Annotated in this window: 29 protein-coding genes; 15 read left to right on the top strand and 14 right to left on the bottom strand. The window is 70.0% G+C overall.

All coding sequences use genetic code 11. The features are described from left to right. Positions 1–7 precede the first annotated feature (7 nt). From ACWDNU_RS34630 to ACWDNU_RS34620, 3 genes are read right to left on the bottom strand one after another with little or no spacing between them, the layout of a single operon-like run. Positions 8–1,543: a class I adenylate-forming enzyme family protein gene (locus tag ACWDNU_RS34630; protein ID WP_449671968.1), complete on the bottom strand. Its 1,536-nt coding sequence runs from the start codon at positions 1,541–1,543 to the stop codon at positions 8–10. Beyond that, positions 1,528–3,057 carry an amidase gene (locus ACWDNU_RS34625; RefSeq protein WP_449671967.1) on the bottom strand — a complete coding sequence of 510 codons (1,530 nt, stop codon included), beginning with the start codon at positions 3,055–3,057 and terminating at the stop codon, positions 1,528–1,530. The genes ACWDNU_RS34630 and ACWDNU_RS34625 overlap by 16 nt, the downstream gene beginning before the upstream one ends. Next, positions 3,054–4,412, bottom strand: coding sequence for an MFS transporter (locus ACWDNU_RS34620; RefSeq protein ID WP_449671966.1), 1,359 nt, complete (start codon positions 4,410–4,412; stop codon positions 3,054–3,056). Before ACWDNU_RS34620 ends, ACWDNU_RS34625 begins: the two co-directional genes overlap by 4 nt. A 265-nt stretch (positions 4,413–4,677) precedes the next feature. Between ACWDNU_RS34620 and ACWDNU_RS34615 the strand changes: the two genes are divergently transcribed. Genes ACWDNU_RS34615 through ACWDNU_RS34595 form a run of 5 tightly spaced genes read left to right on the top strand, consistent with a single transcriptional unit; the run spans position 4,678 to position 9,580 of the window. Continuing rightward, positions 4,678–5,817: an acyl-CoA dehydrogenase family protein gene (locus tag ACWDNU_RS34615; protein ID WP_449671965.1), complete on the top strand. Its 1,140-nt coding sequence runs from the start codon at positions 4,678–4,680 to the stop codon at positions 5,815–5,817. 2 nt (positions 5,818–5,819) lie between these two features. Then, entirely contained in the window at positions 5,820–6,740 is a 921-nt protein-coding gene (locus tag ACWDNU_RS34610) for an acyl-CoA dehydrogenase family protein (RefSeq protein ID WP_449671964.1), read from the top strand. Further along, a complete protein-coding gene (locus tag ACWDNU_RS34605; RefSeq protein WP_449671963.1) occupies positions 6,737–7,666 on the top strand; it encodes an acyl-CoA dehydrogenase family protein in 930 nt (309 codons plus the stop codon). The genes ACWDNU_RS34610 and ACWDNU_RS34605 overlap by 4 nt, the downstream gene beginning before the upstream one ends. After that, positions 7,663–8,460 carry an enoyl-CoA hydratase/isomerase family protein gene (locus tag ACWDNU_RS34600; RefSeq protein WP_370938083.1) on the top strand — a complete coding sequence of 266 codons (798 nt, stop codon included), beginning with the start codon at positions 7,663–7,665 and terminating at the stop codon, positions 8,458–8,460. The genes ACWDNU_RS34605 and ACWDNU_RS34600 overlap by 4 nt, the downstream gene beginning before the upstream one ends. A 1-nt stretch (position 8,461) precedes the next feature. Further along, complete coding sequence (locus ACWDNU_RS34595; protein ID WP_449671962.1) at positions 8,462–9,580, top strand: acyl-CoA dehydrogenase family protein; 1,119 nt, start codon at positions 8,462–8,464, stop codon at positions 9,578–9,580. Between the two features lie 58 nt (positions 9,581–9,638). Here the strand turns inward: ACWDNU_RS34595 and ACWDNU_RS34590 are convergent, their stop codons facing one another. Together ACWDNU_RS34590 and ACWDNU_RS34585 are read right to left on the bottom strand one after the other, a co-directional pair. Beyond that, the gene (locus tag ACWDNU_RS34590) at positions 9,639–10,076 is read right to left on the bottom strand and encodes a hypothetical protein (RefSeq protein WP_449671961.1); all 438 of its coding nucleotides are present in this window, start codon (positions 10,074–10,076) and stop codon (positions 9,639–9,641) included. Positions 10,077–10,149: 73 nt separating this feature from the next. Further along, a complete protein-coding gene (locus ACWDNU_RS34585; protein WP_449671960.1) occupies positions 10,150–10,950 on the bottom strand; it encodes an IclR family transcriptional regulator in 801 nt (266 codons plus the stop codon). A 58-nt stretch (positions 10,951–11,008) separates the two neighbouring features. Between ACWDNU_RS34585 and ACWDNU_RS34580 the strand changes: the two genes are divergently transcribed. The 7 genes from ACWDNU_RS34580 (at position 11,009) to ACWDNU_RS34550 (ending at position 16,436) form a co-directional block, all read left to right on the top strand. Next, positions 11,009–12,109 carry a mandelate racemase/muconate lactonizing enzyme family protein gene (locus ACWDNU_RS34580; RefSeq protein ID WP_449671959.1) on the top strand — a complete coding sequence of 367 codons (1,101 nt, stop codon included), beginning with the start codon at positions 11,009–11,011 and terminating at the stop codon, positions 12,107–12,109. Continuing rightward, positions 12,106–13,275, top strand: a complete 1,170-nt coding sequence (locus ACWDNU_RS34575) for an iron-containing alcohol dehydrogenase (RefSeq protein ID WP_449671958.1) — start codon at positions 12,106–12,108, stop codon at positions 13,273–13,275. The genes ACWDNU_RS34580 and ACWDNU_RS34575 overlap by 4 nt, the downstream gene beginning before the upstream one ends. Before the next feature lie 92 nt (positions 13,276–13,367). Then, the gene (locus ACWDNU_RS34570; protein WP_449671957.1) at positions 13,368–13,784 is read left to right on the top strand and encodes a hypothetical protein; all 417 of its coding nucleotides are present in this window, start codon (positions 13,368–13,370) and stop codon (positions 13,782–13,784) included. Between the two features lie 33 nt (positions 13,785–13,817). After that, positions 13,818–14,771 carry a GlxA family transcriptional regulator gene (locus tag ACWDNU_RS34565; RefSeq protein ID WP_449671956.1) on the top strand — a complete coding sequence of 318 codons (954 nt, stop codon included), beginning with the start codon at positions 13,818–13,820 and terminating at the stop codon, positions 14,769–14,771. Between the two features lie 102 nt (positions 14,772–14,873). Continuing rightward, on the top strand, positions 14,874–15,512 hold the full coding sequence (locus tag ACWDNU_RS34560) for an HD domain-containing protein (RefSeq protein ID WP_449671955.1): 639 nt from the start codon (positions 14,874–14,876) through the stop codon (positions 15,510–15,512). 85 nt (positions 15,513–15,597) lie between these two features. Continuing rightward, on the top strand, positions 15,598–16,011 hold the full coding sequence (locus tag ACWDNU_RS34555) for an SRPBCC family protein (protein ID WP_449671954.1): 414 nt from the start codon (positions 15,598–15,600) through the stop codon (positions 16,009–16,011). Next, the gene (locus ACWDNU_RS34550; RefSeq protein WP_449671953.1) at positions 16,008–16,436 is read left to right on the top strand and encodes a MarR family winged helix-turn-helix transcriptional regulator; all 429 of its coding nucleotides are present in this window, start codon (positions 16,008–16,010) and stop codon (positions 16,434–16,436) included. Before ACWDNU_RS34555 ends, ACWDNU_RS34550 begins: the two co-directional genes overlap by 4 nt. A 438-nt stretch (positions 16,437–16,874) precedes the next feature. Here ACWDNU_RS34550 and ACWDNU_RS34545 read toward each other — a convergent pair whose 3' ends face one another. The 3 genes from ACWDNU_RS34545 to ACWDNU_RS34535 form a co-directional block, all read right to left on the bottom strand. Next, positions 16,875–17,507 carry an SRPBCC family protein gene (locus ACWDNU_RS34545; RefSeq protein WP_449671952.1) on the bottom strand — a complete coding sequence of 211 codons (633 nt, stop codon included), beginning with the start codon at positions 17,505–17,507 and terminating at the stop codon, positions 16,875–16,877. A 251-nt stretch (positions 17,508–17,758) separates the two neighbouring features. Beyond that, positions 17,759–18,112: a hypothetical protein gene (locus ACWDNU_RS34540; RefSeq protein WP_449671951.1), complete on the bottom strand. Its 354-nt coding sequence runs from the start codon at positions 18,110–18,112 to the stop codon at positions 17,759–17,761. 67 nt (positions 18,113–18,179) lie between these two features. Further along, a complete protein-coding gene (locus tag ACWDNU_RS34535) occupies positions 18,180–19,124 on the bottom strand; it encodes a LysR family transcriptional regulator (protein ID WP_449671950.1) in 945 nt (314 codons plus the stop codon). Positions 19,125–19,236: 112 nt separating this feature from the next. On the opposite strand from ACWDNU_RS34535, the gene ACWDNU_RS34530 reads away from it, so the two are divergent. Beyond that, a complete protein-coding gene (locus ACWDNU_RS34530; protein WP_449671949.1) occupies positions 19,237–20,118 on the top strand; it encodes an NmrA family NAD(P)-binding protein in 882 nt (293 codons plus the stop codon). Between the two features lie 16 nt (positions 20,119–20,134). Continuing rightward, positions 20,135–20,485 carry a darcynin family protein gene (locus ACWDNU_RS34525; protein WP_449671948.1) on the top strand — a complete coding sequence of 117 codons (351 nt, stop codon included), beginning with the start codon at positions 20,135–20,137 and terminating at the stop codon, positions 20,483–20,485. Positions 20,486–20,543: 58 nt separating this feature from the next. Here the strand turns inward: ACWDNU_RS34525 and ACWDNU_RS34520 are convergent, their stop codons facing one another. From ACWDNU_RS34520 to ACWDNU_RS34495, 6 genes are all read right to left on the bottom strand, one after another. Then, on the bottom strand, positions 20,544–21,692 hold the full coding sequence (locus tag ACWDNU_RS34520; protein ID WP_449671947.1) for a hypothetical protein: 1,149 nt from the start codon (positions 21,690–21,692) through the stop codon (positions 20,544–20,546). A 206-nt stretch (positions 21,693–21,898) separates the two neighbouring features. Then, positions 21,899–23,689, bottom strand: coding sequence for an APC family permease (locus ACWDNU_RS34515; protein ID WP_449671946.1), 1,791 nt, complete (start codon positions 23,687–23,689; stop codon positions 21,899–21,901). A 63-nt stretch (positions 23,690–23,752) separates the two neighbouring features. Beyond that, entirely contained in the window at positions 23,753–24,052 is a 300-nt protein-coding gene (locus ACWDNU_RS34510; RefSeq protein WP_449671945.1) for a DUF3040 domain-containing protein, read from the bottom strand. Beyond that, positions 24,046–24,366, bottom strand: coding sequence for a DUF3618 domain-containing protein (locus ACWDNU_RS34505; RefSeq protein ID WP_449671944.1), 321 nt, complete (start codon positions 24,364–24,366; stop codon positions 24,046–24,048). The genes ACWDNU_RS34510 and ACWDNU_RS34505 overlap by 7 nt, the downstream gene beginning before the upstream one ends. Then, the gene (locus tag ACWDNU_RS34500) at positions 24,363–24,773 is read right to left on the bottom strand and encodes a phage holin family protein (RefSeq protein ID WP_449671943.1); all 411 of its coding nucleotides are present in this window, start codon (positions 24,771–24,773) and stop codon (positions 24,363–24,365) included. Before ACWDNU_RS34500 ends, ACWDNU_RS34505 begins: the two co-directional genes overlap by 4 nt. 55 nt (positions 24,774–24,828) lie before the next feature. Next, a complete protein-coding gene (locus tag ACWDNU_RS34495) occupies positions 24,829–25,392 on the bottom strand; it encodes a hypothetical protein (protein ID WP_370938063.1) in 564 nt (187 codons plus the stop codon). A gap of 121 nt (positions 25,393–25,513) precedes the next feature. On the opposite strand from ACWDNU_RS34495, the gene ACWDNU_RS34490 reads away from it, so the two are divergent. Continuing rightward, complete coding sequence (locus ACWDNU_RS34490) at positions 25,514–25,933, top strand: CBS domain-containing protein (protein WP_370938062.1); 420 nt, start codon at positions 25,514–25,516, stop codon at positions 25,931–25,933. The last annotated feature ends 167 nt before the right edge of the window (positions 25,934–26,100 follow it).

Below are 26,100 nucleotides of genomic sequence, written 5' to 3'. Positions count from 1 at the left end.
GTTCCCCTCACAGACGTTGAGCTGAGGAGGCGGCGGCGAGAGCGTCGGCGCGGGCTTGGCGGCGGTCCGGTTTGTTGTTCGCGGTGAGCGGCACCGCGGTGATCAGGCGGACCGTCTTCGGGATCTTGTAGCCCGCCAGTTCCGCACGGCAGTACTCGCGAAGCGCGGCAGGGTCCACCGTCCGATCCGCCACCGCGACGATGCTCGCCTCCACCCGTTCTCCCCAGTGCTCGTCCGGCACTCCATACACGATCGCGTCGGCAACATCCGGATGCCGAAGCACGACCTCCTCCACCTCGCGCGGATAGACGTTCTCCCCGCCGCTGATGATCATTTCCTTGCGGCGGCCCGCGATCGTCACCCAGCCGTCCTCGCTGCGCGACGCGAGGTCTCCAATGTGGACACCGTCAGCCTGGAAAGTCGCGGCGGTTTCGGCGGCGAGGCCGTAGTAGCCATGGGTCTGCCACGGACACGAAACCACCAGATCGCCGACGACGCCCGGTGCGGCTTCGCGGCCGTCGGCGTCGAGGATGCGCACGGTCGCGCCCGGCAGCGGCCTTCCGACTCCGGCGAATCGTCCGGCCAGCAGGTCGTCGTGGTCGAATCCCATCACCGAGCCGAATTCGGTCGCGCCGAAACCGGCCCGGATGCGGGCGTTCGGGAAGTCGCGCAACAGGTCCTGCACGAAATCGCCGGTAGAAGGGGCGGAGCCGAAGCGGATCGCGGTGACGTTCTCCCGCCGCGTTGACGCGTACTCGGGCCGGGCGCGCAGGGCGGCGAACATCGTCGGCGCGCCCATGAGCCTGCTGGCGCCCTGGTCGATCGCGGCGAGTGCGGTGGCGGGATCGAAGCGCCGGTGGATCCAGACCTCGCCGCCCGCGAACAGTGGCGTCAACAGGTTCGTGCCGAGCGTGATGTGGAAGAACGGCGAGAAGAACAGTTCGACGTCCGAGGGGACGCGCGGATTGCCGTGGGCGCAGGTGTTCAGCCACAGCCACAGGCTGCGGTGGGTGTGCACCGCGCCTTTCGGACTGCCAGTGGTGCCGCCGGTGCCGAAGATGATCGCGAAATCGTCCTCGTCCGGTCCGGCAAGCTCGCAGCCGGGATTATGCAATGGAGCCAGCCGCTGAGCGATCGGTACGGCCTGATTCGCCGAGGGAAGTTCAATGACGCGGTATCCGGTTTCCCGGGCAAGTGGAGCGTAGGTCGGGTCGGCGAGCAGCACGGCAGGTTCCAGCGCGCTGAGGTACGCGCGGGCTTCCGGCGCGGTCAGCCGGATGTTCAACGGCGCGGCCACCATCCCGGCGGCGAGCGCGCCGAGGATCGCGACGGTGTGCGGGACCGACGGTTCCATCGCGGTGACGATCCGGTCGCCCGCCTTGGCCCCGGACTCGCGCAGCCCGGCGGCGGTCGCGTCCATGGCGGCGATCAGTTCGGCGAAGGTGAGTTCGCCGTGCTCGTCGGCCAGGGCGCGGCGGTGCGCGCCGTGCGGTTGGTCGCCGATCGTCCGCAGCCAGCTCGGCAGCGTCAGGTCGTTGCCCACGGTCGTTCCTCCTTCTCGGGCTCCGCCCGGAAGACCGGGGCGGGCTCCTCGTATAGTGCCTCGTTCAATGCGGACAGCTCGGCCGCCCAGCCGGGATAGGAGGCCTCGAGCTGGGCGATCTCGGCGGGGCTGGGGGACAGTCCGGCCGCGGCGAGCAGGGCCGTGACGGTCATCGTCGGCGTCTGGCGGTGCCAGCTGGTCCGTTGCTGGTAGGCATGTCCGGCGGCGAGCACGGTGGCCTCGTCGAACGGCCGTCCGGCGATCTGCAGGCCGAGCGGCAAGCCGTCGTCGGTGAAACCCATCGGGACGGACAGCGCCGGGTTGCCGACGGCGTTCCAATAGGAAGTGAGCGCGGTTTCGGCCATCCCGGACGTGCTTAGCGCGGCGATCTCGGGCGCGCCACTGGTGGCGGTCGGCGTCACCACCAAGTCGACTTCGGTGAACAGCTGCGCGAGCTTCCGCTGCCCAGCCCGCCGGACCCGCTGCAACTGCGCGTAGTCGGCGGCGGAGACCAGCGCGCCCTTCGCGATCGCCATCCGCGTGGAAGCACCGTACTCGGACCATCGGCGCTGGAGATTCGTTCGGTGCCAAGCGAAAGCCTCCGCCGCGAGACCGAATTTGGTCACCGTCTTCAGCTCCGCGTAGTACGGCAGTTCGACCGGCATCGTGCGCGCGCCCGCGTCGCGCAGAACAGCCACTGCCTGCTCGAAAACCCGGTCCTCGTGCGGCACCACCCCGATTCGCAACCCGGCCAGCGACTCGGTCAACCCGCTGCGGAAGTCCTCGAAAGGCCGGTCGACGGAAGACGGATCACCGGGATCGGCCCCGGCGAGCGCGGTCAGCAGGATCGCGCAGTCCTCGGCGCTGCGGGCGAGCGGGCCGATGTGGTCGAAGCCGGGCGCGAGCGGGACGCAGCCGTTCTTCGGCACCCGCCCGTACGTCGGCTTGAGCCCGGTGACCCCGCACAGCGCGGCGGGGTACCGGATGCTGCCCGCGGTGTCGGTGCCGAGACTGCCGAACACCAGGCCCGCCGCGACCGCGCTCGCGCTGCCGGAACTGGAGCCGCCGGTGTAGTGCGTGGGACGCCACGGGTTACGCGGGAGCGGGAACGGCTTCGTCCGGTCCGGCGCGCCGATCCCGAACTCCATCGTGGTCGTCTTCCCGGTGAGCACCGCGCCCGCTGCCCGCAGCCGGGCGACCGCCGGTCCGTCGCCGCGCACGCCCCACGCGCGGTCGAGTATCAGGCTCTGTGCGGTCGTCTCGCCCTCGTCGGTGGCGAGGAGATCCTTGACTGCCAACGGAATCCCGTGCAACGGACCGCGATCGATCCCCGCCGCCAATTCGGCGTCGGCTCGTTCCGCAGCGGCCCGCGCCGGTCCGTCGAACCGCGAGAGGTAGATGCCCAACGCGGCTTCGTGCTGGTCGGCAGCGGCAAACGCGGATTCGGCCAACGCCACCGCGGTGGTCCTCCCGGTTCGGAGGGCCACCGCGGCTTCGGCGATGCTCAGGATCATCGAGCGGCCGGTTCGGCGGCAGGGGAGTCCGCCGCGGACGTTGCGGTGAGGTCGCTGCCGCGGGTCTCCGAGATCCGCCAGATCGCCACGATGGTGACCACCGCCCCGACGCCCGCGATGGCGCTCAGCGGCAGGCTCGACCCGCCGAACCCGGCGACCAGGCTGCTCGCGATCAACGGCGTGAACCCGGCGCCGAGCAGGCTCGCCAGCTGATATCCCAGCGAGACCCCGGTGTAGCGCACCTCGGTGCCGAACATCTCCGACAGCATCGGTGCGAGCGGCGCGTACATGAGGTTCTGCAGCACCTGCGCGCCCATGAGACCGAGCGTCAGCCACAGCACCGAGCCGCTGGTGACCATGGCGTACAACGGAAGCGCGTAGAGAATCGTGCCGACCGCGCCGATCAGGCTCACCGTCCGCCGCCCGATCCGGTCCGACCACGCGGAGAAGGTCGGGATGCAGATGATCCCGACGCCCGCGACGAACAGGAGCGCGCGGGCGACGTCGGACACGTCGTAGCCGAGGGTTTTGGCGTAGGCGATGCTGTGCGAGCTGACCAGCGCGGTAAGCGCGAACGGTCCGATCCCGGCCGCGCAGGCGAGGATGAGCGCGCGCGGGCGGCGCAGCACCTGCAGCACCGGGACGGCGGGCTTTTTGTCGCCGGACTTGGCCGCCTGCTCGCGGAAGACCGGGCTCTCCGACACCCGCAGCCGCACGTACAGGCCGATCATCAGCAGCAGCGCGCTCAGCAGGAACGGCAGCCGCCAGCCCCACGAGAACAGCGCGGGTTTCGGCAGCAGGCTCACCAGCGCGAACACGAGCGTCGCCAGGAACGACCCCAGCGGCGACCCGAGCTGCATGATGCCCGCCCACAGGCCGCGCCGGCGCGCGCTCGCGTGCTCGACGACCATCAGCGCCGCGCCGCCCCATTCGCCGCCGACCGCGATCCCTTGCACCACGCGGAGGAACACGAGCAGCAGCGGCGCGGCGATGCCGATCGAGCTGTACGTCGGGAGCACGCCGATGAGGAAGCTGGCCGCGCCCATCAGCGTCATGGTCACCATCAGCATCGACTTGCGGCCGAGCTTGTCGCCGAAGTGGCCGAACACGAGCCCGCCGAGCGGACGCGCGACGTACCCGGCGGCGAGCGTGCCGAACGCGGCGATGGTGGAGGTCGAGGAGTTCAGCGACGGGAAGAACAGCGGCCCGAACACCAGCGCGGCGATCGAGCTGTAGATGAGGAAGTCGTAGTACTCGATCACGGTGCCCAGGAGGCTGGACATCGTCACCTTGCGCAGTTCGGGGGACGCGGCGCCGCGGCCGGGGGCGGGCGGCTGCGGTTCTGGCGAGACCATCGGGACCTCCGGGATGGGGGCGGTGGGCGACCGGGTTGAGGATACTGATAGGTCGCCGGAGTGCAAGAGGTGCGCGTTCCGGATGCGAATCCGTTACTACGGCGGTGACCGGCGATTTTGGTGCAGCAAGAGGAGTTCGGGTTCCGGGCATGGTTGCATAGCGAGGCCAATTGAGTATCCTTTATTCATCGAACGAGGTGGAAGGAGTCGGCGACGTGCACCGACTGGACGAGCGCTGTGGCCGCCGCGGGCCGGAGGGACGCTGATGGAGTTCGCGTGGGATCAGGCCGACGTCGCGTTCCGGCGCGAGCTGGGGGACTTCCTCGACCGCGAGCTGTCGGAATGGGACCGGTCCGAGACCGGCCTCGGCAGCGCCGTCTACAGCGAGTTTTCGCGCGGCTTCGTCGGCAGGCTGGCCGAAAAGGGGTGGCTGACGCCGCACTGGCCGCGCGAGTACGGCGGCGGCGGGCAGGGCGCGTGGCAGCATTTCGTGCTCGGCGAGGAGATGTGGCGGCGCGGCGAACCGCGCGGGCCGCAGTACATGAACGTCAACTGGGTCGGGCCGGCGATCATCAAGTACGGCACCGAGGACCAGCGGCGCAAGTTGCTGCCGCCGATCGCGCGCGGCGAGGTCTTCTGGTGCCAGGGCTTCTCCGAACCCGAGGCGGGCACCGACCTGGCCGCGCTGCGGACGAAGGCGGTCCGCGACGGCGACAGCTACGTCCTCAACGGACAGAAGATCTGGACGTCCTACGCCAACGTCGCCGACTACTGCTTCCTGCTCGCGCGCACCGGATCGGCCGCCGACGGCCGCGACGGCATCTCGGTCTTCCTCCTGCCGCTGAACACCCCGGGGGTGCAGGTCCGGCGCATCCCGGGGTTCGTGGGCGATCATTCCTTCAACGAGCTCTTCCTGACCGACGCCCGGATTCCGGCGGACTGCCTGCTCGGGGAGGAGAACAAGGGATGGGAGATCGTCCGGCGCACGCTCGCCTACGAACGCGTCGGTGCGCCCCGGTACGCGCGGGCGGCGCTGGTGCTGGACCGGCTGGCCGCCGAGGTCCGCACGTCCGGACGGCTTGCCGACCCGGGGATCCAGGAACAGTTCGGCCGCGCGCGGGCAGCCTGCGAGGCGGCGCGCGTGCTGGTGTACCGGGTGATCGACGAGCGGGCGAAGGCGAAGGAGCCGTCGCCGATGGCGTATCAGGCCCGTGCCGCGATGGTGCAGGCCGAACGCGCGGTGGGCGACCTCGCGCTGGACGTGCTGGGCAGCGAAGCGCTCGTCGAAGGAGCGCTGGGCGACGCGCAGTTCCGCAACTCGCTCGGCGCGGGCATCGCCGCGGGCAGCTACGAGGTGCAGCTCAACCTGATCAGCCGTCTCATCCTCGAACTGCCGAAGGACTAGCCGTGGATTTCGAACCGACCCCGACCCAGCGCGCGGTGCTCGACGCACTGGGCGCCCTGCTGGCCCGGCACGCCGGACCGGAACGCAGCCGTACGCTGGCGGCTCGCGGCGAATACGACTGGAACCTCGAAGAAGCGTTGCGGCGCGACGGTTTTCTCGACCTGTTCGCCGCGGAGGACGCCGGTCCGCTCGACGCGACCCTGGCGGTGGAGGCGATCGCCGCGGAACTCGGCGCGGTGAGCGCGGTGCCGCATCTGCTGGTGCTGCCAGCGCTCGGACTCGACCGCCGGGCTGGGCCCGTGGTGCTCGCGGCGGGCGATCCGGGGCTGGTGCGTTATGGCGGAGAGGCGACGCAGATGCTCGTTGCGGACGGTGACCGGTGTTTCGCCGCTGACCTCGATTCCGTTGCTGCTGAACGGGTTCCGTCGGCTTACGGCTATCCGTTCGCGCGGGTAGTCATCGCGGGCCGGGCGGAACTGGCTCCCGGGAGCGCCGCGGCGATGGTGAATTGGTGGCGGGTCGGCGTGTCCGCGGAGGCGGTCGGCATGATGCGCCGGGCCGCGGACATCGCGGTCGCCTATGCCAAGGACCGCAAGGTGTTCCGCCGCTCGCTTGGTTCGTTCCAGGCGCTGCAGCACCGGCTGGCCGAGGTGAACGTGCTGGTCGAGGGCGCGCGCTGGCTGGTTTACGAGGCCGCGTTCGCCGGGGCTCCCGCTGAAGCCGCCGCGGTCGCCGCGACGCACACGATGTCCGCGCTCGGCCGCGTGACCAGGGAAACCCACCAGATCATGGGCGCGATCGGGCTGACCGCCGAACACGACCTGCACCTGTGGACGCTGCGGCTGCAGGCATTGCGTGCGGAACTGGGCAGCTGGCGGAGGCCGAGCCGGGCCGCCGCCGAAGCACGGTGGGCGACGGCATGAGCGTCGCGTTGACGCCCACCGAAGAGCAGCGGGCGCTCGCCGAGGTGGTCCGGAGTTTCTGCCGGACGCACTGTCCCGACGAGGTTTGGCGTTCTGGTGCGTTCCCGGCGGAGTTCTGGCGCGGGCTGGCGTCGCTCGGGGTGCTTTCGCTGGCCGTGCCGGGCGAGGGTGGCGGGGCGGGCGACATCGCCGCTGCTTGCGCGGAGTTGGGCCGGGCTGCCGCGCCTGGTCCGGTGGTGGAGACTGTGTTTGCGACCCATGTGCTGCCGTCGGAGCTGGCTGCCCAGGTCGCGGACGGGAGTTGCGTGGCCTCGGTTGGCGCACCGCCTTTGTTGCCGTGGGCCCCGGCGGCGGGCGTTTTCGTTGAAACGGACGGCGTTGATGCTTGGCTTGCTGAGGCTGGTTCGGTCGAGCCGGTCGAGGTGCTGGGCGGCGAGCAGTGGGGTCGGGTTGCGCTGACGCGAGGCCAGCCGTTGGAACGCGTCGAGGCGGCGACAGCGCTCTCGGACATCGCTGCGGCGGCTTACCTGAGCGGTGCGGGACGGCGGTTGCTCGACCTTGCTGTCGAGCATGCGCGCACGCGAGTCCAATTCGGACGTCCCATCGGGACCTTCCAAGCGGTCGCGCATCCCCTCGTGAATGCCGGGCTTTCGCTTACCTCGGCGGAAAAACTCACCACGATGGCGGCGCTCGCGCTCGACGGCGAACATCCCGACGGGACCGCTCTGGCGGCCGCGGCGCGTAGTTCGGGCGGACGAGCGGCGGTCGAGGCGGCGGAAGTCGCGCATCAGACGTTCGGCGCGATCGGGTACTCGGCGGAGGGACCGATCGGGCCGCTTTCGCAGCGGATCAGGCACCAGGCACTGCGGCCGGGGTGCGCGGACAAGGTAGCGGCGAAATACCGCCGGAAAGGCCAGGAACGATGAGCGACGCGCCCGAGGTGCTGTTCGACAAGCGCGACCACGTCGCCTGCATCACGCTCAACCGCCCGCACCGGGGCAACTCGCTGACCGGGTCGATGATGCCGGTGATCCGCGAGATGTGGGCCGAGGTCCGCGACGATCCGTGGATCCGCGCGGCGATCGTGATCGGCGCGGGGGAGCGGCATTTCTGCACCGGTGCTGACGTGCACGCGGTCGCCGGGCGCGGCGGGATGAGCACCGGGAACGGGCCGCTGACCGACGAGGTGTTCTGGTCGCCGCGGCAGAACCGGGTGTGGAAACCGGTGATCAGCGCGGTCAACGGGCTGGTCGCCGGGGCCGGGCTGCACTTCGTGGTCGACGCGGACATCGTGCTGGCGGCCGACCACGCGGCTTTCATGGACACGCACGTCAACGTCGGTCTCGTCGGCGCGATGGAGAACATCGGCCTGGCCAAACGGCTTCCGCTCGGGTCGGCCTTGCGGATGACGCTGATGGGCAAGAGCTACCGGATGCCCGCCCAGCGCGCGTACCAGCTCGGGCTCGTCGACGAATTGTCCACTTCGGACGATCTGATGGCCGACGCCGAGGAGATGGCGCAGGCGATCGCGCGGAACTCGCCGGAGGCGGTGTCGCTGTCGAAGCAGGCGGTTTGGAACTCGCTGGAGATGGGCTACGGGCAGGCGTGCGAGTACGGCTGGTCGCTGCTGCGCATGCACTGGGCGCATCCGGACGCGAAGGAAGGGCCGCGCGCGTTCGCCGAGGGCCGCGAGCCTAACTGGACCACCGGGGAGCAGTGAGATGGATTTCGGCTTCACCGATGAGGAAGAGGCGTTCCGCGCGGAGGTCCTCGAGTTCCTCTGGGAATACCGGGACACCGACGGGTACTTCCACCGCGGCAAGAACACCGCCGATGGCGTCCGCCGGGTCTACCGTGCGCTGGGCGACCGGGGCTGGCTGTCGCTGTCCTGGCCGACCGAGTTCGGCGGCGGCGGACGGTCGCCCGCGTATGAGTTCATTCTCTGGGACGAGATGGCCTACGCACGGGTGGCGCGCCCGCCGATGGGCCCGGGCCTGGTGGCCAAAGCGCTGATGACGCACGGCACCGACGCGCAGCGCGAGCGATACCTCGCCGATCTGCGACGCGGTCGGCTCAACTTCTGCCTCGGCTACTCCGAACCCGACGCGGGCTCGGACCTCGCCGCCGTGCGCACGAAGGCTCGTCGCGAGGGTGACCATTACGTGGTCGACGGGGCGAAGTGCTGGACGTCCAATGCGCACTGGTCGGACTGCATCTGGCTGCTGTGCCGGACCGGGGCTGCGGACAGTCGTTCACGGGGGTTGAGCGTGCTGATCGTCCCGCTGGACAGCCCCGGAATCACCGTGTCGCCGATCCCGACCCTGGACGGCGGACGGCTGAACGAGGTCCGGTTCGATCGCGTGCGGGTCCCGGTCGCCGATCGGGTCGGCGCGGAGAACGAGGGCTGGCAGGTCGTCGCGTCGGCGCTCGCGGTGGAGCGGCATGTGCAGTTCCCGCCCAAGCGGTTGCGGCGGGACCTGCACGACCTGATGGCCGCGCTGGACTCGGCCGGGGTCGCCGACGACCCGGTGGTGCGGCGGCGTGTCGGGGAGCTGGCGGTGCGGCTCGCCGAGGTGGATGCGCTGGCGCTGGCCCTGTTGGGCGAGGTGATCCGGGGCGAACCGGCTGCTGTCGCGGCGGCGTATCACAAGCTGGCGGGCACGGTGCTGGCCCAGGACATCGCCCGCGCGGGGGTCGAGTTGGGCGGGCCGGAGGCGGCGGTGGCGGGGACGGATGCGGAGTTTTTGTGGCGGCAGTCGATCTTGGAGACGATCGGCGGCGGGACGACGGAGGTGATGCGGGGGTTGATCGCGCGGCAGGAGTTCGGGCTGTCAGCTTGACGGGAGGGGCTCGTGAGTGGCAATCCCGGTTCTAACCGGGATAAACACTCACGAGGGCTCAACTCAGCACACGCGCCCCGCGCAGGTAGGACGCCAGCCGGATCCGCAGTCCGCGCAGGTCCCGCAGCGCGAGCGGCAGGTGGTAAGCCGGGCGGTAACCCACCGCGACCCCCGCCTCCCCGCACGGTCCGGCGAAGTACACGAAACCGTCGTCCTGGTCGCGGCGCGCCGGGGACCACGGCTGGTCCTGCCAGGCGCGCGCCGCGGCGTGGCTGGCGATCCAGTAGTTCGGGGCCTTCATCGTCTCGGCGATCGCGGCGGCGAAACCGGCGGCGTCGGTGTCGCTCACGCCCAATCCGCGGCCCGGCCACACGCGCGGCAGCACCCGGTCGGCCGTGTGGTCTTCGAGCCACGGCGCGCAGGCGAAGATCGCGCTGGTCCCGTCGACCGAGACTGACCAGCGTTGCATGGCCGCAGTGGGCGGGATTTCGTACATGGCGACCACCTGCCGGGAAAACGACTATTTGGCGAAGCATAAATGAACGGCGCGGGGCCTTGCAGGCCGCGGTTCATCTGTGCGCGCCGAGTGCGGCCGAGATCCGGTCGGCGACAGTGCGGGTGAAACGGCCCGCCGCGGGCAGTCGTCCGCCGAGGCGCGATTTCGGGGCGGACACGTTGACTGCCGCGACAATGTCGCCGCGGAAGCCGTACACCGGCGCGGACACGCCGACCAATCCCGGTTCGAACTCCTCGTCCACGGTTTCGTAGCCGCGTTTCCGGATGCCCGCCAGCTTCGCGGTCAGCGCCTCGAGGGTGAGCGGCGGCTGTTCCTCGACGACGCCGGGGAGGTCGGGAAGCGGGTGCGCGGCGGCGCCGGCGAAGGTCCGCCACCATTGCCCGACGGTTTCCTCGTCCCATTCGCTCAATAACACCCGTCCGGGTGAGGTCGTGAACGGGTCGACGCCGACGCCTTCCCAGCCGAGTCCGCGAAAGGCGTGGGACGCGAGTTCGCTCCGGAGGGTGAACACCTGCCCGGCGCGCAGGATGCACAAATGCGTCGTTTCGTTCAGCCGCGCCACAATCGTGCGCAGAAATGGCGCGGCCAGGTGCGCGAGGTGCGTTTCGGTGGCGTGCGTAGCCAACGCGAACAGCCGCCAGCCCGGCCGGTACGCGCGGGTGTGTTCGTCGCGCGACACCAGACCGGCGTCGGCGAGCGTCGCGAGAGCCCGCGAGACCTGTGCCTTGTCCCGGCCGGACAGTTCGGCGACGCGGGACACGCCGAGTCCGTCGCGCGCTTCCGGCAGTGCGAGGACTTCGAGCAGGTCGACGTCGCGGACCAGACCCGAACCGTAGGTGCGCTGGTTCGCCATGTTGAGGACTGTGCAACAACGATTGGGCGAGCGTCAATCCGCGGCTACCGTCCGGGGAGTGAAGATCGCCGACATCCAGCTGCTGCCCGGGACGCTGCCGCTCGATCCGCCGTTCGACGCCGCCTGGGATCCGGTTCCGCGCACGCGGTTCGACGCGACGGTGGTCAAAGTCGTGACCGACGAGGGCGTGGTGGGCTACGGCTCCGGTGACACGATGGCCGGCTTCGAGCCGTACGCGGAGCTGTTCCTCGGCCAGGATCCGATGGCGATCAGCAGGCATGTGCGGGCGCTGGAGACCATCGCGTTCCACGCCGGGCGCTACTGGCCGCTGGAGATCGCACTGTGGGACGTCATCGGGAAGGTGCTCGGCGTCCCGGTCGCGACGCTGTTCGGCGGCGCGGCGGAGGCGATCCCGGCGTACGCGTCGACCGGCCGGATCCTGCCCGCCGGACAGCGGGCCGAGGTCATGGCCGGGATCCGCGAGGAAGGGTTCCGGGCGGCGAAGATCCGGCTGGCCGCGGACGATTTCGCCGGTGGAATCGCCGCGATGCGAGCGGTCCGCGAGGCGGTCGGACCGGCGATGACGCTGATGGTGGACTTGAACCAGGCGTGGCGGATGCCGGGCGACGTGCGGCCGTCCCTTGACCCGGCGGCCGTCCGGCGGTTCGCCGAGGAACTGCGCGAACTGGACGTGTTCTGGCTCGAAGAACCGCTGCCGCTGGACGACCGGCCCGGTCTGCGCGCGGTGCGGGACACCGGGATCCGCGTCGCCGGGGGAGAGATGGTCCGGACCTTCCGCGAGCTGCTGGATCTGGTGGAATCCGACGCCCTCGACGTCTACCAGCCGGACGTCGCGCTCGCCGCCGGAATGCTGCGCGGCCGCACACTCGCCGAGCTGGTGCTGGCGCGCAACCGGCTCTACACGCCGCACACCTGGTCGAACGGTCTCGGCCTGCTCGCGAACCTGCACGTGACCGCGGGCGTCGGCGGGGGACCGTACCTGGAATTCCCTTACGACCCACCGGTGTGGACGCCGCAGCGGCGAGATTTCCTGCTCGCCGCGCCGGTGGACATCGACGCCGACGGCCTGCTGCACGTGCCGTCCGCGCCGGGGCTGGGCGTCGCCGTCGACGAGGAGCGGTTCGGGAGGAAGTCATGACCGAGGTCCCGGCGATCGAAATCGGCCCGTACCTGGCGGCCACCTTCGCCGCTGGTGCTGTCGAGCAGTTGCCGCGATTGGTCCGGACGATCGGTGCGCGGAAAGTTGTGGTGGTCAGTGACCGGGGATTGGTCGCGACGCCGTTGCCGGAGCAGACCTCGGCGTTGCTGCGGAAAAACGCTTTGGCGGTCGAGGTTTTCTCCGAGGTGCATCCGAATCCGACCACCGACGACGTCGACGCTGGTGGTGCCTTCGTGCGTGCTGCCGGTGCTGAGGCGGTGATTTCGCTGGGCGGCGGGTCCGCTTTGGACGCTGCGAAGGCGATCGCGCTCGCCGCGGTCAACGACCGTCCGGCTACTGAATTGGGCTGGAGCACCGAGGATTCGACAGATTTGGTGCCCGCATTGCCGATCGTGGCGATCCCGACCACGTCCGGCACCGGTTCGGAATGCAACGACCTCGGCGTCATCACCGATCCGCGGCAGCAGCGCAAGTGCTACCTGGGCGGCCCGACTTGCCTTGCCCGGTATGCGCTTCTCGACCCGGCGCTCACGCTGAGCCTGCCGCCGCGCGCGACTGCCGCCGCCGGAATCGACTGCCTGACCCACGCGGTGGAGTCATTTCTCTCCGCCCGGCCGAATCCGTGGGCGGATGGTCTGGACCTGCAAGCCGTCCGATTGGTCGCGGAGAATCTGCGTCGCGCGGTTTCCTCCGGTGGAGATCTCACGGCGCGCGCGAACCTGATGCTGGCCGCGCACACCGCGGGCCTGGCGATGCGGACGACCGGACTCGGCGTGGTGCACGGCGTCGGGCACTCGCTGGGCGGCCGGTTCGACCTGCCGCACGGCCAGGCGTTGGCTTTGGTACTGGGCGAATGCCTGCGGTTCAACCGCGTGGTGCGCGAGGAACGCTTGGCACGATTGGCGGAACCACTGGGCGTCGCCGATGCGAGGAAATCGTTTGCACACAACGCGGAAGCGGCGATCGCTGCGGTCGAACGGCTGGTCGCGGACGTGGAACTGTCCGGCCGATTGCGGGAATTCGGTATCAGCGAAGGAGATCTGCCGGACCTGGTGGCCGACACCCTGGCGGACGGCGTACTGGCCAATACCCCGCGCGAGGTCTCGGCGGAGGATGTGACCGGGATTCTTCGCGCGACCTGGTAGTCCGGCGAGGGGAACCCTTCGGACATCCGAGTGCTGGACTTTTTCTGGGTGCGGTGGCGCGGAGTGCTTTGCCGGGGTGAATAATCCGGGCGGTGGCCACGCTTCGCTTCGAGTTCCATCCGCCCGGCGAACTGGGCGGTCCGGTCGCGGTGCCGTATGTCGACGACGTCGCGCTTACCGAGCTGATCGACCGGTTCGAACTCGCTGAAGGCATGTCCCCGGCCGGGGGTGCTTACGGCGGCCTGATTCCGGGCCAGTTCCGCGGCACGACGGCCGAGCACTTCCACGGGATCGACTTCGAGGAAGGCGAAACCCCGCTGCTCGCCTGCGCCTGCGGGGATTGGGGCTGTTGGCCGCTGCTGGCGCGCATCACGTTGACCAGTGACGAGGTCGTGTGGGATTCGTTCGCGCAACCGCACCGGCGGAAACGGGACTACCGCGGGTTCGGGCCGTTCCGGTTCGACCGCGCGCAGTACGACGCGGCGCTGCTCCGGTTCGCGTCCGCCTGACGGTCTGCCATGCTGGGCCCCGGAGGTCGGATCATGGGCGCGAGCGTGGTTTTCGTCATGTTCGACGGCGTCAAGATGCTCGACGTGACCGGGCCCGCCGAGGTGTTCGCCGAGGCGAATCTCGCCGGGGCCGGGTACTCGATCAGCTACCGGTCGCCGTCCGGAGCGGCCGCGGCGACATCGGTGGGGGTCCGGTTGCCGGTCGACGGGACGGTCGCCGCGGCACCGGATCCGGACGTCGTCGTGGTGGCCGGCGGCGACGGGCTGGTGGAGCACGGCGTGCCCGCCGATCTGGTCGCCGCGATCCGGGAAATCGCGCCGCGTGCTGGTCGGCTGGTGTCGATCTGCACCGGTTCCTTCGCGCTGGCCGCGGCGGGCGTGCTGTCCGGACGGCGCGCCACCACCCATTGGCGGCACGCGGCCCGGCTCGCTCGCGCGTATCCGGACGTCGAGGTGCTTCCCGACGCGCTTTTCGTGCGGGACGGCGACATCTTCACCTCAGCGGGAGTGTCCGCGGGGATCGATCTGGCGCTTGCTCTGGTCGAACAGGACCACGGCCCCGATCTCGCACGCACCGTCGCGCGCGGTCTCGTGATGTTCATGCAGCGGCCGGGCGGCCAGTCGCAGTTCTCCGCACCGCTGCGGATGCCGCGTCCGAGCACGCCGACGTTGCGTGCGGTGACGGACCTGGTTTCGGCGCAGCCGGCGCTCGATCACAGCGCGTCCGCGATGGCCGCCCGGGCGGGTGTCAGCGCGCGGCATCTCGCGCGGCTGTTCGCGAGCGAATTGGACACGACGCCGGCGAAGTACGTCGAGCAGGTGCGGCTCGATCACGCGAAATCCCTCCTCGGCGCGGGGCACGGCGTCGCGGAAACCGCGCGCGCCTCCGGATTCGGCAGCTCCGAGACGATGCGGCGCGTCTTTGTGGCGCGCCTGGGGATCTCGCCGAGCCAGTACCGCGCTCGCTTCGAGACGACGGCCTCCTGACCCGGTCCGGATCTGTGGGCACGCTGTCGGTTTTCGCAGTGGGAACGCGGACTTCGCCGGGCGAGACTCGGGTTGAGCCCATTTTTCCCTAGGAGGTCTGTGGTGTCCGAGGTGATCGCCGGGATCGAGATTCCGGATACGGCGCTGGTCCGCGAGGCGACGGCGTTGGTGCGCGATGCCGCCGACGAGACGTTGTTCCATCATTCGCGGCGCGTGTTCCTGTGGGGTTCGCTGAAAGCCGCGGCGCGCGGGCTGACGGTGGATCCGGAACTGGCGTACGTCGGCGGGCTGTTCCACGACCTGGGGCTCACCGACGGGTACGCGACCTCAGACCGCCGTTTCGAACTCGACGGAGCCGAGGCCGCCCGGACGTTCCTCCTCGACCACGGCCGTTCGGAGGAGGACGCCCGGAACGTCTGGCTCGCGATCGCCCTGCACACGACGCCGGAGGTCCCGCTGCGGCTGGCCCCGGAGGTCGCAGTGGTGACTCTGGGCGTGGAAACTGACGTGCTCGGCCTCGGCCTGGCCGAGATCGCCGACGACCAGCGCGCGGAGGTCGTCGCGGCGCATCCGCGGCCGGACTTCAAGAACCGGATCCTGCGCGCGTTCCGGGACGGGATGGCCGATCGTCCGGACACGACGTTCGGCACCATGAACGACGACGTGCTCGCCTATTTCGATCCAGGGTTCGAGCGGACGGACTTCGTGGAGATGATCAAGGGGAGCGCCTGGCCGGAGTGACGGCTGACCGGTGCGCTCGGTGGGGGCCTTGCCAGTTAGTCTGCGCGCAGATAATCTCTGCGCAGACTAACTGGGAGGACAGATCATGTGGACCACTGACTACAGCGCGGAAACCTCGGCGAGCCCGGAGGCGGTGTGGGCGGCGTTGCGGGACCTGCACAGCGGTACGCCGCTGAGCGAGCGCAGCGACCGGTTCGAACTGCACGGACCGTTCGAGAAGGGGACCGAACTGTCGGTCACTCCGCAAGGGCAGGACACGTTCCGTTCGCGCATCACGGAGTTGGCCGAGAACGAGGTCTACGAGGACGAAACGTGCTTCGGCGAGGTCGTGCTGCGGTTCCGGCACACGCTCGCCCCGCTCTCCGGCGGCGGCACGCGCGTCACGCATCGCTTGGAGATCGAGGGGGACGCGGGCCCGGAACTCGGACCGCAGATCAGCGAGGACTTTCCGGTCGCCATGAGCGATTTGCTGGCCAGCGCGGAGCGGCCCGCGCGATGACGCGGTTCGCGGGCCCGGGGGACAGCCCGGGTTTCCTGCTGTGGCACGTGACTTTGGCGTGGCAGCGGCGGATTCGGCAGACGCTCGAACCGCTGGGTCTCACGCACGTCCAGTTCGTGCTGCTCGCGTGCTGCTGGTGGATGGAAACGCACGGCGCGCCGCCGCGGCAGCAGGAACTGGCCGCGCGGGCGGGCACCGACATCAAGATGACGTCCCAGGTGATCGCCCGACTGGAGACGGCAGGACTGGTGACGCGGACGGTCGACTCCGACGACACGCGCGCGAAACTGGTGCGGTTGACGGAGAAGGGCCGCGACCTGGCGGGGCAGGCGGTGACCGCGGTGGAACGGGTGGACGCGGAGATGTTCGGCGCGGAGGCCGAGCCGTTGCTGCGGACGTTGCGGGCGGTGCTTGACGCGGAGTGAGTTGCTGGGGTGGCTTGGTTGTCGGCTGGGTGCGGGGTGAGTTGCTGGGGTGGTTTGGCCGTTGCGTGGGTGCGGGTGATCCGCCCGGGGCGGCTTGGTCGTCGTCTGGACGCGGAGCGAGTTGCTGGGGCGAGTTGGTTGTCGTCTTGGTGTGGAGTGGGCTGCTGGGGCGGCTTGGCCGTCGCCTGGATGCGAAGTGATCCGCTGGTTGAGTTGGCCGTTGCCTTGGCGCGGAGTGGCGAGTTGGCCGTTGCCCGGATGGGCTGCTGAGGCGATTTGGTCGTCGTCCGGGTGCGGTGTCGGCGGAGGGTGTTCTGCTCGGGACTGTGCCGACCGGTGGTGGCGCTGCGGGCGGGCTCAGGGCGGTGGCGTCTGGCCCGCCCGCAGTCAGGCCGGTCGGATGCCGGGCCGCGGCCTGAGCCGCGCGACCATGGCGGCTCAGCGGTGGTGCGGTCCGTCGCAGGTACTGCGTTCGGCGGCGGTCTTGAGGTCGGCGAGCCAGGTTTCGAGGCCCATGTCGGAGGTGGGATCGGCTTGCGGGCCGGAGTGGCTTTCCTCGGTACGGACCAGGATGCTGCCTCGGACGGGGGTGAAGGTCCAGACGTGCGTGCCGTCGATGTGATACCCGGCGCTGTCGGCGGGGCCGGTCCAGCGGAGGCACTTGCCGCGCTGAAGTTGCTGGACGGTGGAGCTGATGACCACTGTGCTCGGGGGAGTGGTGGGCACGTGGACGGTCGCCTGGAACCGCGAATGCTTGCGCAGCGGGCCGGGATCCAGGCGTCGCACGGTCATGGGGGCGGCGGGTTTCTGCCAGGACGTCCATGCTTCCACGTCGGTCTGCAGATCCCAGATCGTGTGCAGCGGCGCGCGGACGAGAATTTCGGCCCGGTGCCGCGCTTTCGCGGCCTGGTCGACGCCTTTGCCTTGGCAGGTCAGCGAAGCAGTGCCAGGGGTGGCGGCTTGGGCGGGTGCGGCTCCGAGCACGGCGGCGGTCAGCGGGACGGCGAGCAGGGCGGTCCGCAGGCTGTGGCGGCGAAGGGGTCGCGAGGTGGTCGGGCCGGTGCTGCGCATGGGGCTTCTCCTCTTGTCGATGTTAATGCCATTAACTGTGGTGAAACCCTATAGCTCGGCGCTGGTGAAGGTCAATAGAAAAAGTGAAGGGTATTAACGCGTCGGTGCGGCGGAGACGGCGTGCGCGGACGGCGCGATCGCTGCCGTGCTCCACCGGCCCGGATCCCGCCGAGCGGCCCGGCGGGATCCGGGCGGATGAGCACAGCGGACGAGCTGCCGCGCAATCGCAGGTCAGCACCCCGGCGCAGGCGTCAGGTCTGGAGGAAGACGTCTGCCAGGGCGAAGGTCGGTCGAAGCCGCACCGACGTCCTGCCCCGGCAGCCGTCCGCGCGATACTCCGCCACGACCACGGGCCCGGTGTCGCGGATCTCGATCGTCAGCAAGGTCGCGTGCTCGCGGTAGACATCGACGACGACGTCCGCCGCCCGCCGGTACCGGAACCGGACGCTCCGATGCATCGCGTCCCAGCTGAGGTGGAGTTCCTCGGTCTCGGAGACGGGGATCCTGACTTCCCGCACGAAGTCGTCGCCCGTCGCCTCCTCTGCCTGCGGGAGGACGTCGAAAACGGAGAACCATGCCTCGTCCTCGGCAACCACGAACTCCACGCGGCCCAACCTATCGGACCTTGGGCGGCGGACCGAAGGCAAATTGGCCGGTGCGACAGACACGCACCTAGTGCGGAGAAGCCCCGGGCGCGCGAAGCGTCCGCCGAACCGCGTCGCGGAGCCAGCGGTGTGCCCCGTCGGCGGATTGGCGCGGGTGCCACGCCATGCCGATTGTCAAGGGAGGCAACGGAACCGGGATGTCGAGAAGTCGCAGACCGAGCGCGGTGGCGTCGGCAGTGAGCGGCGACGGAGGCTCGCCGGGGAGCGACGCGGGGATCAAGCAGACGACGTCGCTGCGTGCGGCGAGCGTCATCGCGGCCAGGTGGCTCGGCAGGACGATCGCGACGCGGCGGCGGAGGTCGTGTTCGGCCAGTGCGGCGTCGAGGGGGCCGGTGAAGCGGCCGCGGCGGCTGACTGCGACATGGTCGGCGGCGGCGAGCCGGGCCGGGGTCAAGGGGGCCGAAGCGAGAGGGTGACCGGGGCGGACGGCGGCGACCATGCGCAGGGTGAGCAGTTCTTCGACCTGGGTTTCGGGGTCGACGTGGTCGATGGAGCCGACTTCGAGGTCGAGTCGTCCGTCTCGGAGGGCCGAACCGGCTTCCCATTCCTCGGCGCGGACTCGCAGGGAGACGCCGGGGGCTTCCGTTCGGGATAGCCCCAACAGGCCGACAGCCAGAGCCGCGCCGACGAGGTCGGCGGCTTGGATCGTGAAGGTGGAGCGCAGGGTCGCCGGGTCGACGACGGTGCCGGGGCTCAGCAGCGCGCCCAGGCTGTGCACGACGGCGGCGGCCTCCTCGCGCAGCGACTGGGCGCGCGGAGTGGGGACCATGGTTTGCCCGGCCCGGACCAGCAGCGGGTCTTGCAGGATGCGCCGCAACCGGGCGAGCGTGCGGCTCATCGCGGCCGGCGACGTGTGCAGGCGCGCGGCGGCGCGGGTGACGCTCTGCTCGGTCAGCAAGGCGTCGAGAGCGACGGCGAGGTTGGCGTCGATCGCCGGGTTCGGGCTGTTCACCAGGGTAATTCCAGTTCAGGCAAAGATTGCGTGCCGATATTCCCATTGTGGCAGCACGGCCGTGCTCAGCAGGATCGAGGGCGTACCCATCGGTCTAATCCACGAGGTTTTCATGATCGTCATCACTGCCCCTACCGGAAACATCGGCAGCCGCGTGCTGCGCCTGCTGTTCGACGCGGGCGAGGACCTGCGGGTGATCGTCCGCGACCCCGCGCGGCTTCCGGACTCGGTGCGCGAACGAGTCGAGGTCGTCGTCGGTTCGCACGGCGACGCTGAGGTCGTCGACCGGGCTTTCGCGGGCGCGGACGCTGTTTTCTGGGTTGTCCCACCGGATTCGTCACGGACTCCGGCGGACGGGTGGAGCGGCTTCACCGGTCCGGCCGCGAAGGCGTTCGCCGCGCACGGGGTCGGGCATGTCGTCGGCGTTTCGGCGCTCGGGCGCGGTACGGCGGTCGCCGATCAGGCGGGGCTCGTCACCGCGTCGCTCGCGATGGACGAGCTGATCGCGGGAACCGGCGTCGCGTATCGGGCGTTGGCCAACCCGTCCTTCTTCGAGAATCTGCTGGAGGAGGTCGACTCGATCCGGGAGAAGGGCGTCTACGCCGACGTACTGGACCCGGACCGCAAGGCTCCGCTCGTCGCTGTCGCGGACATCGCCGCGGTCGCTGCTGGGCTGTTGCGCGACCGGTCCTGGACCGGGTTCGCGGACGTCCCGGTTCTGGGGCCGGAAGACTTGTCTCCCAACGAGGTCGCCCGGATCATGACCGAGCAGCTGGGCCGTCCGGTCCGCTACGAGCGCGAGTCGCTGGACGACCTGCGCAACACGCTCATCGGCTACGGGCTGAACGAAACCTTCGTCCACGGCATCGCGGACATGAAGCACGCCAAGGACAACGGCCTCGACGCCGGTGTCCCGCGCACCGCGGAAACCGCGTCGCCGACCACCTTCGAACAGTGGTGCGCCGAAATCCTCAAGCCCGCCTTCGAAGCCTGACCTCCAAGGAGCCGCAATGGAAACGCCAGTCACCGCGTTCCTGCTCGTCAAGACCACGCCGGAATGGCTCGCCCTGGCCCCGCGGGAACGGGCCGACACCTTCGCCACCCAGGTCGTGCCGGCGATCGAGGCGAAAACCAAGGGCGTCCGGTCGCGCTTCTACGACACCGAGTTCTACTCCGCGCGGGTCACCGACGTCTGGGTTTGGGAGGCCGACGACCACCACGCCTACCAGCTGCTGATCGACGCGTTGCGGGAAACTCCGTTCTGGGACCGGTATTTCGAGGTCGTCGACCTGCTCGTCGGCACCGAGAACGGTTACGCCCGCACCTACGGCCTGGACCCGTTGGCTACCATCGCCACCTGAGCACGCGAAAGGGCCCCGTCTCCCAGAAGCGGAGACGGGGCCTTTCACCGCAAGAAAATCAGTGCGCCGAGGCCAGCGCCGCCGTGGCGGGCGGCATCAGCTTCGGGTATTCCTTCTGGAACTTCTCGATCATCTTCGCGGACGGGATGATCCGGTTCGGGTTGTTCTGGCTCACGGCCTGCTTCTCGCCCCACGCGCCGGCGGCCTTGCGCTGGTCGGGGGTGCCGTGGCTGTGGAAGCAGTCGCCGATCGAGGCGTCGAGGTAGGTGACCTCCTGCTGGGTGCGGGCATTCCACGCCTCGCCCTTGGCGTGCGCGACGAAGTAGCCGCCGTAGGCGTCCGGGCCCATTTCGGAGGATTCGTTGCGCGGGTAGTTGTCGTGCGCGAAGTCGACTTGGTGGCCGTACTCGTGGCCCACGACCGCTTCCACCGACACGTCGTCGAACCCGAGGTGGTTGACCACGTCGAGCAGGCCGTCGCCGAGCATGACGCGCTTGCCGCCGAGGCTGTCGGCCGGGGCGGAGAACGCGTTCAGGGTCAGCAGCGGGTTGCGGCCGCCCTGCAGGGCCGGGACCTCGTAGAGCACCTTGGTCGCGAGCGCGCCCGCCGCGGCGGCCCGCTTCGGGTCGAGGCCGAGCTTGAACGTCTGCGTCGTGCGGTCCTGGCTGCCCAGGTCGGTGCCCTTCCAGGCGACCAGCTGGATGTTCCAGCTCTCGATGTCCCAGAACCCGCGCAGCTTGTCGATCGTCGAGCCCGCGCGCGGCGTGTACTGGCCGTCGGTGCCGAAGACCTGCGGGGTCTTGTCGCTGGCTATGGCCTGGGTGTAGAGCTGGCTGATCGCGCTCAGCGCGCTGAGCGCCTGGCCCTCGGTCGGGGTCAGCGTGGAGGCGAGCTTGTTCGCGTAAGTCAGCAGCGATCCCTCGGTGCAGCCCGGGATCGGGCCCTGCGCGGCGTGCGCCTGCTGGCCCGGCCGCTTCACCGGCGAATCGAACAGCGGGTCGACGCCGCGCAGCGCGTTCGCGGGCAGCCCGTTGTAGAGGTCCTCGACGTCCTGGTACAGCTGCGCGATGTCCTGTTCGACCGAGGTCGGCTCGGCTGCTTTCGCCTGCGGCGCCGCGATCGCCGGGACGGCCGTGGCGACCGTCAGCGCCGCGAGGGTGCCTGCCGCCGCGAGCGTTCTGCCGAGAATTCTGGTCCGTTTCCGCATGGGCCCCTCATTCCGGTTCCAAGATCACGAATACGCCCAACCCTAAGACGATCTTGGGCGGCGGAACCGGGGCGAGGGAAAGACCCCCGGGATGGCCCACGCCTTTCGGCGGGTTTTCGCCCTGCGGACATCGGCCGAAAGTACTATCGGGCAACGCGCCGCCCGCCCCGGGAAACCGGGCATTCGGGAAAACCGGGCGAAATGGCTCAAGCCTTGACCCGGAACCGCATCCGGCAGACGACCGCCTCCGAACGGCGGCGCAGCACCCGGGCCAGCACCGCGCCGCGGCGGTTCTGCAGGACTCGCTGCCAGAAATGCTCGGGCTCGACCTCGGCGACCAAGACGAAAACGTGGCATCCCGCGTGCCGGCGGAGGTGTTCCGCGATCGGCTCGCCGAGGCGGCGGCGTTCGTCGTGCAGCTGGACCAGCGTGACGTCCGGATGCCAGCGTTCCCACGCTTCGACGAACTCGCGTGCGGCCGCCTCCTCATCGGGATGTGTCACGTACACGGCCTCGACGTGCTCGCCGAGCGACAACGCGGCAGCGAGCGCGTCGCGAGTCAGCCGCGACACCGTGTGGACCGGGACGACCACCAGCGACCGGTTGGGCCGCGGCGGGGGCGGGATGCGCCCGAGTTCGAGACGGTCGCCGATGCGCCGGTAATTGCGGTGGACCCATTCCATGAGCAGCACGAGCACCGGCAGCGCGACCACGATCAGCCAGCCGCCTTCGCCGAACTTCGTTGCGGTGACGACGATCGCGGCGATTCCGGTGAGCAGCGCGCCGAAACCGTTGAGTGCGGCCTTCCCGCGCCAGCCGCGTGGGCGGGAGCCGAACCAATGCCGCACCATTCCGACCTGTGAAAGGGTGAAACCGACGAACACGCCGATCGCGAACAGCGGTACGAGGGTGTTCATGTCGCCATTCGCGAGAATCAGCAGCAACGCCGATGCGATAGCAAGGAAACCAACGCCGTAGCGGTATACCTGGCGTTCGGCGCGCAAGGCGAAAACGTGCGGCAGGTTGTTGTGTTTCGCGAGCAGTTGCGCCAGCACCGGAAGTCCGCCGAAGGAGGTGTTCGCGGCCAGTGCCAGCAGGACCACGGTGGAGAATTGCACGACGTAGTAACCGAAACCGTTCCCGAGCGACGCTGCGGTCACCTGCGAGAGCACGGTCACGCCCTCGACCGGGTGGATCGCGAACTTCCCGATCAGCACGGCGATCCCGAGCAGCATCACCGCGAGCAGTCCGCCGAGCGCCACCTCCGCCCGCTGTGCGCGGCGCACGCGCGGTTTGCGGAAGGACGGGACAGCGTTGGCGATCGCCTCGACGCCGGTCAGCGCCGCGCAGCCGTTGGCGAAAGCTTTGAGCAGCAACAGTATTCCGACCGTCTGGAGATTAGGGAGCTGCCCGCTGGCGACACTCGCGGCCGGAGTGCTGCGGAAGAGACCGACCACGACGACGGTGAGGATCGAGCCGACGAACACCGCGGTCGGCACGATGAACGCCCGCGCGCTCTCGGCGATGCCGCGGAGGTTGATGCCGGTGATCAGCGCGAGCACGCCGAGGCAGAACCACAGCTTGTACGGCAGCAGTGCGGGAAACGCCGACGTGAGCGCGGCGACCCCGGCGGCGACGGACACCGCGACGTTCAGCACGTAGTCGACGATCAGCGACGCGGCGGCGACCAGCGAGGCGCGGCGGCCGAGGTGAGTGCGGCTGACGCCGTACGCGCCGCCGCCGTCCGGGAACGCGGCGATGACCTGCCGATACGAGAGGGTCAGCACGGCGAGCAGAACGGCGATCGCGAGCGTGACGGGCAGCGTGAAGCCGAGCCCCGTTCCGCCGGCGACGGCCAGGACGAGCACGATCGCCTCGGGTCCGTAGGCGACCGACGCCATCGCGTCGAGGGACAGCGCGGCGAGGCCGCCGACGACGGAAAGCCGGTGCCGGTCGGCGGTTCGCGGCGTTTCCGGGCGGGACAGAGTTGCGGTCACCCGGTCAGGCTGGCCCCCGGGAGGCGATCGAGGGGCGGTCGTTGACGGTTTCCTGACAGTGATCTAGCGAACGCCCGGCGGGTCAGTGCGCGGGCCTTTCCAATGCTGCACCGCGAACGGCCCGCCCAGGAGCACCGCGAGCCCGACGACCCCCGCCACGATCATGCCCGGCCGCGAGTCGAACGCGCCGGTGGCGATCAGCACGATGCTGGTGATCGTCGACAGGATCTCCAGCGCGGAGCGGCGTCGGCGCGGGTGCAGACGGCCGGATCCGCGGTTCAGCTTCGCGCTGAGCCGCGGATCCGTTGCGCACAAATCGCGCTCGATTTCGTTCAGGGCACGCTGTTCCCGGTCGGTCAGCATGCGCCGCCCTGCTTCCGGTGCGCGTGGCGGCGGCGCATCAGGAACCGGAGCACGAACACGCCGCCGAAGACCGCCGCGAACAGCGGAAGCGGGTTGTTCCGGACGGCTTCCGCGCCGGCGCGGACCTTCTTCGCCGCCGGGGCCGAGACGGTCTTCTCCACCTGCTCGGCCGCCCGGTCGATCGTGTCGTCGACCTTCTCGCTGGCCCGCGTCCGGACGTCCAGCTTGTGCCCCAGCGCGTCCAGCGTTTCGGCCAGCTCCTCGCGGGTGACGTCCCGGTCCGCGCGGGCCGCTTCCACCTTGCGTTCCGTCATGACCGCACCTGCTTCATCGTCTCGACGTCCTCGCGCACCCTGTCCACGGATTCCTCCGGCACCGGCCCGCCGGCGCGGCTCGCCTCCTTGCCGCCGACCAGCGCGGCGAGCCCCGCGACCAGCAGCAACGCGGCCCCGACGAGCACCGCGGCGAGCCAGCCCGGCAGCACGAGCGCGAGGCCGAGCACAGCGGCCGCGATCAGCGTCGCACCGCCGAAGAGCGCCAGGATCCCGGCGAATCCGAAGAGCCCGGCCCCGATGCCGAAGCGTTTGCCCTTCGTCTGCAGTTCGGCCATGGCCAGGCGGAATTCGTCTTGGATCAGGCGTTTGACGGAAGCGGTCAGGTCGGCCGCGAGGTCCGCGGTGGACTTCTCCTGCGGGGGAGTCCGGTTCATTTCCTCCAGCACGGTTCTTCCTCCCTTCCTGTTCGAGGCGTACCCGGCCTGGGGACGGCGAAACGGATCAGTGCGGCGCCGATTCCAGCGTGGCCAGTGCTTCGCGGAGCCCGTCGACGACCCAGTCGTGGCCCAGCGGCAGCGGGCTCGGCACCTGGTCGTCCGGGTCGTCGGAGCTGTGCGCGATCACGTCGACTTCGACGCCGGACTCCCGCAAAGCGGCGATCTCGGCGTCGTGCCGCACTAGCCAGGCCTCGTCGGCAACGGTCGCGTCACCCGGGCTGATCACTCCTTCGGCCGCCGGATCGACCAGCAGGACAGAACGCAGCGAGGCCGGGTTCTCGGCGGCCAGCCGCAAGACGTCGGCGGCGAGCGGCCCGCTCGTGACGAGATCGCTGCGCCCCGGCGCGGCAAGGGCTTCGGCGGTTTCGCGCCACGCGCCCTCGACCGGGATCCGATACCAGAGGATCTCGTGGTCCTCGGCGAGCGGACGCCAGGTCGCGGGCAGCCCGTCGTGTTTGGCCGCACCGGCCGGATCGAGCACGATCAGCCGCGGCGCGCCGGGCCGGCCCGCCGTGACCAGCGGCGGCCCTTCCGCGCGGACCGGGTCGGACGGGAACGGTTCTGGCATGTCGGCTCCTTCCACGAGCATCCGGTTACCCGTGCTGATGCGGGAGAAACAGCTCCGCCGCACGCGTAACGGCCGGGAACGCGGGTAGCCGGGGAGTGATCGGAGGAAGGGAGACGATCTCATGACCACTGCCCGCGATTTGATGACGCCGAACGCCGTCTGCGTGCGCGAGTCGGACACCGTGAACGACGCCGCGCAGACGATGGCGCGCGAACAGCTGGGTTCGCTGCCGGTGTGCGGCGAGGACAACCGGCTCAAGGGAATGCTGACCGACCGCGACATCGTGGTGAAGGTGCTCGCCGAGGGCAAGGACCCGCGCGCCGTGCACGCCGGCGAGCTGGCGCAAGGGGAAGCGGTGACGATCGGCGCGGACGACGACGTCACCGAGATCCTGAAGACCATGACACAGCACCGCGTGCGCCGGCTCCCGGTGATCGACGGGCACGATCTGGTCGGCGTCGTCGCGCAGGCGGACGTCGCGCGTGCCATGCCCAATCCGGACACCGGTGTGCTGGTCGAGGCGCTGTCGCACGATTACTGATCGTCCCCGGGTTTGCCGGCCGCGGAGCGGGGTAACCGCCGCGCATCCGCAGAGCGGGCCAGGGGGCGAGTGGCCGCGCAACCGAACTGCGCCAGCACGACGCGATCCTGCTCGGCGCGGTCGGCGACCCGACGGTGCCCAGCGGCATCCTCGAGCGCGGCCTGCTC

It is taken from the genome of Amycolatopsis sp. NPDC003676, assembly GCF_053587275.1.
This window is presented reverse-complemented; position numbering and strand designations above follow the sequence as displayed.

Excerpts from the sequence above, each read along its gene's own strand:
- ACWDNU_RS34605 (WP_449671963.1), top strand. The coding sequence starts at position 6,737 with ATGAGCGTCGCGTTGACGCCCACCGAAGAGCAGCGGGCGCTCGCCGAG.
- ACWDNU_RS34575 (WP_449671958.1), top strand. The coding sequence starts at position 12,106 with ATGACCGAGGTCCCGGCGATCGAAATCGGCCCGTACCTGGCGGCCACC.
- ACWDNU_RS34590 (WP_449671961.1), bottom strand. The coding sequence starts at position 10,076 with ATGTACGAAATCCCGCCCACTGCGGCCATGCAACGCTGGTCAGTCTCG.
- ACWDNU_RS34585 (WP_449671960.1), bottom strand. The coding sequence starts at position 10,950 with ATGGCGAACCAGCGCACCTACGGTTCGGGTCTGGTCCGCGACGTCGAC.
- ACWDNU_RS34520 (WP_449671947.1), bottom strand. The coding sequence starts at position 21,692 with ATGCGGAAACGGACCAGAATTCTCGGCAGAACGCTCGCGGCGGCAGGC.
- ACWDNU_RS34495 (WP_370938063.1), bottom strand. The coding sequence starts at position 25,392 with ATGCCAGAACCGTTCCCGTCCGACCCGGTCCGCGCGGAAGGGCCGCCG.
- ACWDNU_RS34625 (WP_449671967.1), bottom strand. The coding sequence starts at position 3,057 with ATGATCCTGAGCATCGCCGAAGCCGCGGTGGCCCTCCGAACCGGGAGG.
- ACWDNU_RS34620 (WP_449671966.1), bottom strand. The coding sequence starts at position 4,412 with ATGGTCTCGCCAGAACCGCAGCCGCCCGCCCCCGGCCGCGGCGCCGCG.
- ACWDNU_RS34505 (WP_449671944.1), bottom strand. The coding sequence starts at position 24,366 with ATGACGGAACGCAAGGTGGAAGCGGCCCGCGCGGACCGGGACGTCACC.
- ACWDNU_RS34600 (WP_370938083.1), top strand. The coding sequence starts at position 7,663 with ATGAGCGACGCGCCCGAGGTGCTGTTCGACAAGCGCGACCACGTCGCC.
- ACWDNU_RS34525 (WP_449671948.1), top strand. The coding sequence starts at position 20,135 with ATGGAAACGCCAGTCACCGCGTTCCTGCTCGTCAAGACCACGCCGGAA.
- ACWDNU_RS34550 (WP_449671953.1), top strand. The coding sequence starts at position 16,008 with ATGACGCGGTTCGCGGGCCCGGGGGACAGCCCGGGTTTCCTGCTGTGG.
- ACWDNU_RS34595 (WP_449671962.1), top strand. The coding sequence starts at position 8,462 with ATGGATTTCGGCTTCACCGATGAGGAAGAGGCGTTCCGCGCGGAGGTC.
- ACWDNU_RS34555 (WP_449671954.1), top strand. The coding sequence starts at position 15,598 with ATGTGGACCACTGACTACAGCGCGGAAACCTCGGCGAGCCCGGAGGCG.
- ACWDNU_RS34615 (WP_449671965.1), top strand. The coding sequence starts at position 4,678 with ATGGAGTTCGCGTGGGATCAGGCCGACGTCGCGTTCCGGCGCGAGCTG.
- ACWDNU_RS34530 (WP_449671949.1), top strand. The coding sequence starts at position 19,237 with ATGATCGTCATCACTGCCCCTACCGGAAACATCGGCAGCCGCGTGCTG.
- ACWDNU_RS34565 (WP_449671956.1), top strand. The coding sequence starts at position 13,818 with ATGGGCGCGAGCGTGGTTTTCGTCATGTTCGACGGCGTCAAGATGCTC.
- ACWDNU_RS34490 (WP_370938062.1), top strand. The coding sequence starts at position 25,514 with ATGACCACTGCCCGCGATTTGATGACGCCGAACGCCGTCTGCGTGCGC.
- ACWDNU_RS34510 (WP_449671945.1), bottom strand. The coding sequence starts at position 24,052 with ATGCTGACCGACCGGGAACAGCGTGCCCTGAACGAAATCGAGCGCGAT.
- ACWDNU_RS34545 (WP_449671952.1), bottom strand. The coding sequence starts at position 17,507 with ATGCGCAGCACCGGCCCGACCACCTCGCGACCCCTTCGCCGCCACAGC.